Origin of the sequence: Streptomyces paradoxus (assembly GCF_014202475.1) — a bacterium.
Lineage (GTDB): Bacteria > Actinomycetota > Actinomycetes > Streptomycetales > Streptomycetaceae > Streptomyces > Streptomyces paradoxus.
Genome location: NZ_JACHGV010000003.1, coordinates 760,106 through 772,422 on the forward strand (window position 1 = coordinate 760,106; position 12,317 = coordinate 772,422).

Consider the following 12,317-nt stretch of genomic DNA (forward strand, 5'->3'; position numbering starts at 1 on the left):
CCGCGCCGACCGTTTCAGCCTGTGGATAACTCTCTGACCTGCAAGTATTCGGATCGCTGGGGTGTCAGGTGCAGACGGTGCCCGCCGGCGGCACCTTCCCGTCCAGCAGATAGCCGTTCACCGCGCTCTGCACGCACTTGTTCTTGCTGTCGTACGCGCCGTGCCCCTGCCCCCGGTAGGTCAGCTCGACCCCGACGCCCTTGCCCAGCGCGTTCACCATGGCCCGGGCGCCCTCGTACGGTGTGGCCGGGTCACCCGTGTTGCCGACGACCAGAATGGGCGCCGCGCCCGGGGCGCTCACGTCCGGGTGGTCGGCGGCGCCCGCCACGGCCCAGTCGGTGCAGCCGATCATGCCCCAGGCCAGGGAGTCGCCGAACAGGGGTGAGGCGGCCCGGAACTCCGGCAGCCGCCGCTCGACGTAGGCGGCGTCGTAGCGAGGTTTGGAGTCGGCGCAGCTGATGGCGGTGAAGGCGGCGGTCGAGTTGTCGTACTCGCCGTTCTCGCTGCGCCCGTTCATCGAGTCGGAGAGCAGCATCAGGGTGCTGCCGTTGCCGTCGTAGGCCTCCTCCAGGCCGTCGGTGAGGAACTCCCAGAGGTCCTTCGAGTACAGGGCCTGCAGAATGCCGCTGGTCGCGGCGGTCTGGGTCAGCTGGCGCGGGAAGATGCCCTCGATCGGCCGGCGGTCGAGGTCGTCCAGCAGTCTGGCGATGCGGTCCTTCACGTCCTGCGCGCTGTCGCCGATCGGGCACTCCTCGGTCTTCGACACGCAGTCCTCGGCGAAGTTGTCGAGTGCGAGCTGGAAACCCTTGGCCTGCCCCAACGACCCCTGTTCGGGGTTCAGGGTGGGGTCGACGACGGCGTCGAACACGGCACGGCCGACCCGCTCGGGGAACAGGTGGGCGTAGACGCCGCCCAGCTCGGTGCCGTAGGAGATGCCGAAGTAGTGCAGCTTGTCGTCGCCGAGGACCTGGCGCATCAGGTCCAGGTCGCGGGCCGCGTCGGTGGTGCGCACGTGCGGCAGGATCTTCTCCGAGTTCTGCTCGCAGGCGTCGTTGAACTCCGTGGTGCTGTCCAGCAGCTGAGTGCGTTCGGCGGCGTCGTCGGGGGTGCCGTCCTGCTGGAAGTAGGCGTCGAGCTGCTGGTCGTTCTCGCAGATCACGGGGTCGCTGCGGCCGACCCCGCGGGGGTCGAAACTGACCAGGTCGTAGCGGGTGCGCAAGGTCTCGTAGCCCTCCGCGAAGGCGGGCAGAGAGGTGACGCCCGAGCCGCCGGGGCCGCCGAAGTTGAAGATGAGCGAACCGATGCGCTCGTTCGTGGCGCCGGTCGTTCTGACCCGGATCAGTTCGAGGCCGATCGTGTCGCCCTTCGGGTCGCCCCAGTCGAGCGGGGCCTTCATCGTGGCGCACTGCCACTCACCGTCGTCCGGCAGGGGAGAGGGCGAGGCGCCTCCGCCCTGCGCCTCGTCCGGGGCCGGGCAGGCCTTCCAGCTCAGTTCCTGCCGCGTCACGTCCTCGTTGTTCTGGGCGTCGTCGCCGCAGGCCGCCAGCACGGTGGACAGCAGCAGGGCGGAGACGGTCAGGACGGCGGCCCGCGGCCGGAGGAGGGATGGCATGGTTCCATCCTGCGGCGGTAGCGGACGGGGCGCGCGGGACGCGTGCCGTACGAGGTAAGAGGGGCAAGAGGGTCAGGTGAGGCCGGAGGGCCTGCTCAACGGGGTGGCGGGCTTCGGCCCGGTCGGGTCAGAGGGCCTGCTTGCGCGTGAGGTGGTTGAAGGCCAGCCAGCCCGGCAGCACGGGCAGCCACAGCGTCAGCAGGCGGAACAGCAGGACCGCCGGTGCCGCGACCTCCTTCGGGAGCCCGACGGCGATCAGACCCACAGTCAGCGTCGCCTCGACCGCGCCGACACCGCCCGGTGTCGGCGCCGCCGAGCCCAGGGCGTTGCCCGCCAGGAAGACGACGGCGACGCTGGCGAGGCTGATCGACGTGGACTCGTCGCCGAACGCGCGGATCGACGCGTCCAGGCACATCACGAAGCAGGCGGTCAGCAGCAGCATGCCGCCGATGCCGGTGACCAGCTTCTGCGGCCGCTGCAGCACGTCCAGCATGCGCGGCACGACGCCCGCGAACAGCGACCGCACGCGCGTGGACACGAACTTGCGCAGGAACGGCACCGACGTCACCACGAGCACGAGCACCGCGACCGTCAGCAGACCCGCGATGACCGTCCGGGACGGCGACAGCGACGGCGTCTTCTCGGTGCCGGTCAGATAGCCGAAGGACAGCAGCATCAGGATGTGGCAGCCGAGCCCGAACAACTGCGACGCGCCGACACTCGCCACCGCGAGCCCCGGCCGCACGCCCGCGCGCTGGAGGAAACGGGTGTTCAGGGCGACACCGCCCACCGCCGCCGGGGCGACGATCTTCACGAACGATCCGGCGACCTGCGCCGCCACAGTCCGCACGAACGGCACCCGCTCGGGCACGAATCCCAGCAGCGCCATCGCCGCCGCCACGTAGCTGCACATCGAGAACAGCACGGCCGCGGCGACCCAGCCCCACTCGGCGTTCGCGATGAGCGGCCCGAACTCGATGTGCGTGAGCTGCGTCAGCAGGAAGTACGCGCCGATCGCGCCGGCCATGAAGCTGATCAGCGTGCGTGGCCGCACCCGCTCCAGCCGGGCCGGCTCGACGGGTGCCTGTGGCCTGATCCGCAGCACCGCGTGCCGGATCTGCGTGAGCAGGTCCTCCTCGCGCGCCTCCTCCACGGCCTCGTCGATCGCCCGCTTCTCGGCCCGCTGCTCCGCCCGTACGGCCTTCTTGTCGGGCTTCTCCAGGGCGGGCCCGGACTCGTCCGCGTCTCCCTCAAGACGGGCCTGCTTGGCCTGCCGTGACGCTTCCAGGACCGCGTCGCGTTCGCGCTGTGCCCGTTCCCGGGCCAGTCTGCGCAGCGTCGCGCGCGTGGAGCGGCTGAGCGCGATGGGCTGGAGCATCGGCAGGCAGTCCGCCACCGCGTCCGGGCCGAGCACGCCCACCGCCGAGGCGACCGCCCGCTCGGCGCCGACCCGGAGGCCGAGCGTCACCAGCAGCTGGGAGGTGTCCATGCGCAGCAGCAGGTCACCGGCCGCGATCTCGCCGACGCGCAGGTCGGTGAGGATCACCGTGCCGGAACGATCCACCAGGATCGCGTCGCCCACCAGCCTGCGATGCGCGATGCGCCGCGACTGCAGCGCCTTCACCTGGTGCCAGGTGTCGCGCAGCAGGTCGTCGGTGATCTCCTCGTCCGACAGCGAGTCGAGGGTGCGTCCGCCGCTGTGCTCGTAGACGAGCATCACCGCGTCGGGCCCCAGCTCGGAGGTGGCGATCAGCTTGGGCGCGTTGGCGCCGGCCGCGATCGCCGCGTACGCCAGCAGGGCCTCCTGCTCCAGGGCCTGCCGCAGCGACTGCAGGCTGCTGCGGGTGGCGAAGCCGCGCAGGGTGAGGTTGCGCCAGGCGCGGTAGAAGAAGCCCTGGGCCTGCTGCTCCCGGTCGACCACCGTTACGTCCAGGGGCCGGCCGTCCTCGAGCGTGACGAAGTAGCGGCGACCCCGGTCCCCGGTGTCCGGGTTGTCCGAGGTGTCCTCGCGGGACGCGCTGACGGGGCGGAAACCGACGGTCCGCAGACCCGCCATCAGCGTCTGCCCGGTGGGCCGGACGTTGGGGGAGCCGACCGCGTACAGCGTGCCGTAGGCCACGGTCCAGCCGATCAGCACGGTCAGGATGATCGAGAACGGGGTCGTGTACCCGGTGACGAGCATCGAGAAGGCGTCGAGGAGCAGCACGACCCACAGCACCGCGCGCCACCGCGGTCTGCGCGACATGCCGACGGCCGTCATGTAGGCGATGACCGGGGCCAGATAGCCGTGTACGGGATCGGTCAGCGCGTGGATGTCGCCGGGGGAGGGCTGGGTGAGCGCCTCCTGGATCGAGTCGGGGGCGGCCCGGGCGACCCACAGGTCGGTGGCGAGGGTCACACCGTGTGCGAGGACCGCCGCGAGCACGCCGTCGGCGATGCGCAGTCCGTCCCGTTTGATCAGCCGCTCGATGGCGAAGGCGACCGGTACCAGCAGGATCGCGATGCTGGAGGCCAGCCCGGCGATCTTGATGAGCAGGTCGGGCGCCTGCCCGGTGCCCTTGTTGATGTCCTGTTCGAGGCCCGAGGTGGTGCCGTGCGCGAACGCGGCGATCCCGATCAGGATCGCGACGGCGAGCACGCCCACCAGCAGGCGCATCAGGTCGGACGGACGGTGCACGCGCGCGGGGAGCAGCGGTTCGTCGCCCTCCACCTCGTCGATGTGGGCGAACTCGGGCTCCTCGGCGGAGGCCCGGTTCTTCTTCGCGGCCCCCTTCGTACCGTCGTCCGCAGTGCCCGGGCGCGACGAAGCGTCAGTGGTGCCTTCCGTGTCCTCGGGGTGCGCACCCTGCTGCTTCATCGTCTCTTCTTGGTCTCGTATCACCGGTCACCGCCCGCACGATGGTGGCATGCCGCACCGGCACACGGGGCAATCAGGGTGCACATGCGGGGGCGGACAGTCTGCCCGACGCGCTCCTGCCGGGCGAGGAAGACGCCCGGGAGCACGCCCGGCCCGTTGTCGGTGGGGTGGGGCAGGATGGGGCGGATGAGTGAGCAGAGCCCTGAGGGGGGCCGGTACGAGGAGGGGCCCGCGCAAGCGCTGCCCGAGTACGCCGAGCGGGTCCTCGACGTGGCCGAACTGATTCCGCCCGGTCGTGTCATGACCTACGGGGACGTCGCCGAGTGGCTGGAGCAGGGCGGTCCGCGGCAGGTCGGCCGGGTGATGGCGCTCTACGGGGGAGCCGTCCCGTGGTGGCGGGTCGTCCGCGCGGACGGCGTCCTGCTGCCGGGGCACGAACAGCGGGCGCTCGGCCACTACCGAACGGAGGGCACGCCCCTGAAGGAGGCGAGCCGCGCCGCCGAGGGCCACCTGCCGCGTATCGACATGAGACGGGCGCGGTGGGACGGCGGTGATCGCGCGGGGGGTCACACCTGACAGCTTCCGCCATCGGACGGCCTCCCGTGTGACCCGTGATCCGTACGGGGGAATCGGGGCACACCGGCGGCATGACGTACGTTCGTGAGTCGAGGGGCATGAGTGCCGCGAGTGTCGCGAGTGGCCGGTGGGAAGAAGGGGAAGCCCTGCTTCCGCCTCACTCGTCGGCGTAGCGTCGGCTGCGCGCGCCCCCGTCACCCCGCGGTCACCGCCCGCCACCCGCGGTGGCCCGCCAACCAGCACTTCCACCAGAACCGGCGAACCACGTGAGCTCCTCTTCCTCCACCAGCGGCCTGTCGCACCCCCGGGTGCGGCGGGGGAATCGTGGCGCTTACCGACTGGTACGTACCCCCCCTGTCCGCATGGACCCCCCTCTTTTGGACGCCTCGCAGCGCTCCGTGGTTGACCACACGGCGGGCCCGCTCCTCGTCCTCGCAGGTCCGGGCACCGGCAAGACCACCACCCTCGTCGAGTCCGTGGCCGAGCGGGTCGCCCGGGGCGGGGACCCCGAGCGCGTCCTGGTGCTCACCTTCAGCCGCCGGGCGGCCGTCGAGCTGCGCGACCGCATGGCCCAGCGGGCCGGGACCGCCCGCGCTCCCCAGGCGACCACCTTCCACTCGTTCTGCTACGCCCTGGTCCGGGCTCACCAGGACAGCGCCCTGTTCGTGGAGCCGCTGCGGCTGCTGTCCGGTCCCGAGCAGGACGTCTCGGTGCGCGAGCTGCTCGCGGGCCAGGTGGATCTGGAACGGCTCGGGCTCGCGCACGTGCGCTGGCCCGACGAACTGCGCGCCTGCCTGACCACCCGCGGTTTCGCCGACGAGGTCCGCGCGGTCCTCGCCCGCAGCCGTGAACTGGGCCTCGGGCCCGACGCCCTGGACGCCTTCGCCCGCCGCACGGGACGGCCCGACTGGCGAGCCGCGGCCGCCTTCCTCGCCGAGTACCTCGACGTGCTCGACCTGCAGGGCGTGATCGACTACGCGGAACTCGTCCACCGCGCGGTCCTCCTCGCCCGCCGCCCCGAGGTCGCGGCCTGGCTCGCCGCCCGGTACGACGCCGTCTACGTCGACGAGTACCAGGACACGGACCCCGCTCAGGTACGGCTGCTGGACGCCCTGGCAGGCGGCGGCCGCACGCTCGTGGCCTTCGGCGATCCCGACCAGTCGATCTACGCGTTCCGCGGGGCCGACGTGAACAACATCCTGGACTTCCCGCACGCCTTCCCGCGCGCGGACGGCCGCCCGGCCCCCGTCACCGTGCTGCGCACGTCCCGCCGCTCCGGGGCCGGCCTGCTGGCCGCCACCCGGCTGCTCACCCAGCGCATGCCACTGACCAGACTCCCCGCCGAGAAGGTGCGCGCCCATCGCGAGCTCGCCGCCGTACGGGACGGCGGCCGCGTCGAGGCATACACCTACCCGACGTCCGGGACGGAGCTGGACAACATCGCCGACATCCTCCGCAGGGCCCACCTGGAGGACGGCGTCCCGTGGAGTGACATGGCCGTCCTGGTTCGCGCCGGCTCCCGCACCATCCCCACGGTCCGCCGTGCCCTCACGGCGGCGGGCGTCCCCGTCGACGGGGACGGGGACGACGTGCCGCTGCGGCACGAACCGGCCGTGGCACCGCTGCTGACGGCGTTGCGGGCGGTGGCCCTGGCAGAGGCCGCCGGGGCCGCCGAGAGGGACCCTGCGTCCGACGGCGCTCCCGACGCGGAGCCGACCGCCCCCTGGCTCGACACCGAGACCGCCCTCACCCTCCTGACCTCCCCCCTCGCGAGCATGGACGCGGCCGACCTGCGCCGCCTCGGCCGCGCCCTGCGCGACGAGGAACGGGCCGCCGGCAACCCCCTGCCGCCCCCCTCCGACGAACTGCTCGCACAGGCGCTCGCCGAGCCCGAGCGTCTGGCCGTGCACGACCCCGCGTACGCGCGCGGCGCCCAGCGCCTCGGCGCACTGCTGCGCAAGGCCCGCGAGCGCCTCGCCGGCGGCGGTACGGCCGAGGAGGCGCTGTGGGACCTCTGGGCGGGCACACCGTGGCCCACACGGCTGGAGCGGGCCGCCCGCCGGGGCGGCGCCGCCGGGCGCAACGCGGACCGCGACCTGGACGCCGTCTGCGCCCTGTTCGCCACCGCGGCCCGCGCCGAGGAACGCACCGGCGGCCGGGGCACCCTGAACTTCCTGGAGGAGATCGACGCCGAGGACATCGCCGCCGACACCCTCGCGCGGCGCACCGTGCGCCCCGAAGCCGTCCGCCTGATGACCGCGCACCGCTCCAAGGGCCTCCAGTGGCGCCTCGTGGTCGTGGCAGGGGTCCAGGAGGGCCTGTGGCCGGACCTGCGCCGGCGCGGTTCACTCCTGGAGGCGGACCGCATCGGCCGTGACGGCCTCGCCGAACCCCTCACCCCCGGCGCGCTGCTCGCCGAGGAGCGCCGCCTGTTCTACGTGGCCGCCACGCGCGCGAAGGAGCGTCTCGTCGTCACCGCGGTCAAGGCCCCCGCGGACGACGGTGACCAGCCCTCCCGCTTCCTGACCGAACTCGGCGTCGAACCCAAGGACGTCACCGGGCGCCCGCGCCGTCCCCTGTCCGTCGCGGCGCTCGTCGCCGAACTGCGGGCCACCACGGTCGACCCGCGCGTCTCCGACGCCCTCCGGGAGGCCGCCGCCCGTCGCCTGGCCCGGCTCGCCGCCCTCGCCGACGAGGACGGCCGCCCCCTGGTGCCGTCCGCGCATCCCTACCGCTGGTGGGGGATGTTCGAGCCGACCGAGTCCAAGATGCCGCTGCGCGACCGCGACCAGCCGGTCGTGCTCTCCGGCAGCGCCCTCGACCAGCTCGCCAACACCTGCGCCCTGCAGTGGTTCCTGGGCCGCGAGGTGAAGGCCGGCGCACCCGCCACGGCCGCCCAGGGCTTCGGCAACGTGGTGCACGTCCTCGCCGACGAGGTCGCCTCCGGGCACACCCCGGCCGACCTCGGCGTCCTCATGGAACGCCTCGACTCCGTGTGGAACGCGCTGGCCTTCGACGCGCCGTGGAAGTCGGCCCAGGAGAAGGACAACGCGCGCGTGGCGCTCGAACGGTTCCTGCAGTGGCACGTCATGAACCGCACCGGGCGCACCCCGGTGGCCAGCGAGCACGACTTCGACGTCACCCTCGAAGCGGGCGACTACCAGGTGCGCATCCGCGGCCAGATGGACCGGGTCGAGGCGGACGGCGACGGCCGCGCCTACGTGGTCGACTTCAAGACCGGCAAGCAGGCGCCCGGTTCCAAGGAAGTGGAGCGTCACCCGCAGCTCGCCGTCTACCAGCTGGCCGTCCGCGAGGGTGCCGTCGACGAGGCCTTCAACGGCGTGCGTCCCGAGCCGGGCGGCGCCGAACTCGTCCACCTCCGGCAGGGAGCGGCCAAACGCGACGGCGGCGAGACCCTGCCCAAGGTGCAGGCCCAGGAGCCGCTGGAGGGGGAGTGGGTCGGCGATCTGCTGGCCACCGCAGCCGGGAAGGTCCTCGACGAACGGTTCACCCCGACCGCCGGGCAGCACTGCACGCACTGCGCGTTCCGGACCTCGTGCAGCGCCCGGCAGGAGGGCCGTCACGTCGTCGAGTGAGCTATCGCACCACACGTGCTGACCTGCGCTTCCTCTGCCCCGGGGGCCCGTTCGGTCACCACTGTCAGTGGCCGCCGCTAGCCTTTCGATGTGCCCGCCCGACTCACCGATCCCGAACAGCTCAAGGAGCTCCTCGGCATCCCGTTCACCCCGGAGCAGACGGCCTGCATCACCGCGCCGCCCGCCCCGCAGGTGATCGTCGCCGGAGCCGGCTCGGGCAAGACGACGGTGATGGCGGCCCGCGTGGTCTGGCTGGTCGGCACCGGCCAGGTCGCCCCCGAGCAGGTGCTCGGCCTCACCTTCACCAACAAGGCCGCCGCCGAACTCGCCGAGCGCGTGCGCAAGGCGCTCGTGAGGGCCGGCGTCACCGACCCGGACGCCATCGACCCGGACAACCCGCCCGGCGAGCCGGTGATCTCCACGTATCACGCCTTCGCGGGCCGCCTGCTGACCGACCACGGCCTGCGCATCGGTCTGGAGCCCACCTCCCGGCTGCTCGCCGACGCCACCCGTTTCCAGCTCGCCGCACGCGTCCTGCGCGAGGCCCCCGGGCCCTACCCGGCCCTGACCCGTTCCTTCCCGGACCTGGTCGGCGACCTCCTCGCCCTCGACTCCGAACTCGCCGAGCACCTCGTACGCCCGGAGGCACTGCGCGCGTACGACGCCGAACTGCTGCTGACCCTGCGGGGCGCCAAGCTCAGCAACGCCGACCTGCGCAAGGTCCCCGACGCGGCCGCCGCCCGGCGTGAACTCGCCGAGCTGGTCACCCGCTACCGCGCCGCCAAACGCGAGCGGGACTTGCTCGACTTCGGCGACCAGATCGCGCTGTCGGCCCGCCTCGCCGGCATCCCCGAGGTGGGCCGCGCCCTGCGCGACGAGTTCCGGGTGGTCCTGCTCGACGAGTACCAGGACACGTCGGTCGCCCAACGCGTCCTCCTGGCGGGCCTGTTCGGCGAGGGCACCGGACATCCCGTCACCGCCGTCGGCGACCCCTGCCAGGCGATCTACGGCTGGCGCGGTGCCTCCGTCGCCAACCTCGACGACTTCCCCGAGCACTTCGCCCACGCCGACGGCCGCCCCGCGACCCGCCAGGCCCTCAGCGAGAACCGCCGCAGCGGCGGCCGTCTCCTCGACCTCGCCAACGGCCTCGCGGAGCCCCTGCGTGCCCTGCACGCGGGCGTGGAGGCACTCCGCCCGGCCCCCGGTGCCGAACGCGACGGCATGGTCCGCTGCGCCCTGCTGCGCACCCACGCCGAGGAGATCGACTGGGCCGCCGACTCCGTCGCCCACCTCGTCCGGACCGGCACGGCACCGGGCGAGATCGCCGTCCTGTGCCGCACCGCGACCGACTTCGCCGAGATCCAGGGCGCCCTGGTCGCCCGGGACATCCCCGTCGAGGTCGTCGGCCTGTCCGGGCTGCTGCACCTGCCCGAGATCGCCGACCTCGTCGCCGTCTGCGAGGTCCTCCAGGACCCCGGCGCCAACGCCTCCCTGGTACGCCTGCTCACCGGCCCGCGCTGGCGCATCGGCCCGCGCGACCTCGCCCTCCTGGGGCGGCGCGCCCGGCTCCTCGTGGCCCACGCGCGCGTGGCGGACGACGACGACCAGGACCGCCGTCTCGCCGAGGCCGTCGAGGGGATCGACCCGTCCGAGGTGATCTCCCTCGCGGACGCCCTCGACACGTTCCTGGAGACCCCGCTGGACGGCCGCGGTGACGACGACGGACTGCCGTTCTCGCCCGACGCGCGCGTGCGCTTCGCCCGGCTGGCCACCGAACTGCGCGAGCTGCGCCGCTCCCTGGCCGACCCGTTGATGGACGTCCTGCACCGCGTCCTCGCCGTCACCGGCCTGGAGGTCGAGCTCTCGGCGTCCCCGCACGCCCTTGCGGCGCGCCGCCGCGAGACCCTGTCCAACTTCCTGGACGTCGCCGCCTCCTTCGCCGCCGGTGACAACGAGGCGACCCTGCTCGCCTTCCTCGGCTTCCTGCGCACCGCCGCCCAGTACGAGAAGGGGCTCGACAACGCCCTTCCGGGCGGCGAGAACACCGTCAAGGTGCTCACCGCCCACAAGTCCAAGGGCCTGGAGTGGGACGTCGTGGTCGTCCCCGGCCTGGTCACCGGCACCTTCCCCAGCAGCCAGGGCCGCGAGAAGTGGACCTCCCAGGGCAAGGTCCTGCCGCACGAGCTGCGCGGCGACGCCGACACCCTGCCCGATGTCACGTCCTGGGACGCCAGGGGCCTGAAGGCCTTCCACGAGGCGATGAAGGAGCACCAGCACACCGAGGAACTCCGTCTCGGCTACGTCACCTTCACCCGCCCCCGCTCCCTCCTCCTGGGCTCCGGCCACTGGTGGGGGCCCACCCAGAAGAAGCGCCGCGGGCCGTCCGCGTTCCTCCAGGCCCTGTACGAGCACTGCGAGGCCGGGCACGGCGAGATCGAGGCCTGGGCGGACGAACCCGCCGACGACGAGGAGAACCCGGCCCTGCACCAGGCGACGGCCGACCAGGTGTGGCCCCTGCCCCTGGACGCGGCCGCCCTGGCCCGCCGCCGCGCGGCAGCCGAGACCGTCCTGGCCCACCTGGAGAACCTCGCGTCCCACGGGGACGGGCACCCCGCGGCCACGCACGACCCGGACGCCCTCGACGACCCGGAGTGGCCGCCGCCGCCCGAGGACGACGAGCCCCCGTTCGACGAGCCGGACCCGTTCGACGAGCCCGACCTGTACGCCGAACCCGACCCGTTCGACGAGGCACCGTTCGATGATGCCCCCTTCGGCGAGAAGCCCTTCGAGGAGGCCGTCGGCGAAGACCCGTCGGACGGGGACGCCCCGCCCGCGATCCGCCCCACCGTCCCCCACCAGGCGGCCCCGCCCGAGCCCCCGGCCGCCCGCCCTCACCCCGGCTCCCCAGGCCGGGAACTTCCGCGCCTCACCCCGGAGGAGGCCCGCGCCGTCGCCTCCTGGGATCGCGACCTCGACGCCCTGGCCGGCGAGCTCCTGCGCGCCCGCGACAGCGTCACCGAGGTGCCCCTGCCGGCGTCCCTCACGGCCTCCCAGCTGATGCACCTGGCCGCCGACCCGGACGGCTTCGCCCAGGAGCTGGCCCGCCCCATGCCGCGCCCGCCCCAGCCCGCCGCGCGCCGCGGCACCCGCTTCCACGCCTGGGTCGAGGCCCGCTTCGAGGAACTCACGCTGCCCATGCTGGAGCCGGAGGAACTGCCCGGCAGTGACGCCGAGATCGCCGACGAGCGGGACCTGGAGGCGCTCAAGGAGGCCTTCGAGCGGACCGAGTACGCACGCCGCACGCCCCACCGGGTGGAGGCACCCTTCCAGCTCGAGATCGGCGGCCGGATCGTCCGGGGCCGCATCGACGCCGTCTACAAGGAGGGCGACGGGGAGGACGCGACGTACGAGATCGTCGACTGGAAGACCAGCCGTTCCCGCACCGCCGACCCTCTCCAGCTGGCCGTCTACCGGCTGGCCTGGGCCGAGCAGCAGGGCGTGCCCCCGGAGTCGGTCACAGCCGCGTTCCTGTACGTGCGCAGCGGGGAGGTCGTACGCCCGCGGGACCTGCCCGGCCGGGCCGCACTGGAGCGGCTGCTCCTGGACGAGCCGCCGGAAGGGGAGCTCGGTGAGGAACCGCACTCCGAGGACGTCCGTGCGGGCCGATAGGCTCGTG

Annotated in this window: 5 protein-coding genes; 3 read left to right on the forward strand and 2 right to left on the reverse strand. The window is 73.2% G+C overall.

The features are described from left to right. Positions 1-64: 64 nt before the first annotated feature. Together HNR57_RS13220 and HNR57_RS13225 are read right to left on the reverse strand one after the other, a co-directional pair. A complete protein-coding gene (locus tag HNR57_RS13220) occupies positions 65-1,612 on the reverse strand; it encodes an alpha/beta hydrolase (RefSeq protein WP_184559980.1) in 1,548 nt (515 codons plus the stop codon). A gap of 127 nt (positions 1,613-1,739) precedes the next feature. Beyond that, a complete protein-coding gene (locus HNR57_RS13225) occupies positions 1,740-4,469 on the reverse strand; it encodes a lysylphosphatidylglycerol synthase domain-containing protein (protein WP_184559982.1) in 2,730 nt (909 codons plus the stop codon). A 186-nt stretch (positions 4,470-4,655) separates the two neighbouring features. Here HNR57_RS13225 and HNR57_RS13230 point away from each other — a divergent pair, with 186 nt between their 5' ends. From HNR57_RS13230 to HNR57_RS13240, 3 genes are all read left to right on the forward strand, one after another. Then, positions 4,656-5,045, forward strand: a complete 390-nt coding sequence (locus HNR57_RS13230; RefSeq protein WP_246554478.1) for an MGMT family protein — start codon at positions 4,656-4,658, stop codon at positions 5,043-5,045. 266 nt (positions 5,046-5,311) lie between these two features. Then, complete coding sequence (locus HNR57_RS13235) at positions 5,312-8,641, forward strand: ATP-dependent helicase (RefSeq protein WP_184559986.1); 3,330 nt, start codon at positions 5,312-5,314, stop codon at positions 8,639-8,641. 90 nt (positions 8,642-8,731) lie between these two features. After that, positions 8,732-12,310, forward strand: a complete 3,579-nt coding sequence (locus HNR57_RS13240; protein ID WP_184559988.1) for an ATP-dependent DNA helicase — start codon at positions 8,732-8,734, stop codon at positions 12,308-12,310. Positions 12,311-12,317: the final 7 nt, after the last annotated feature.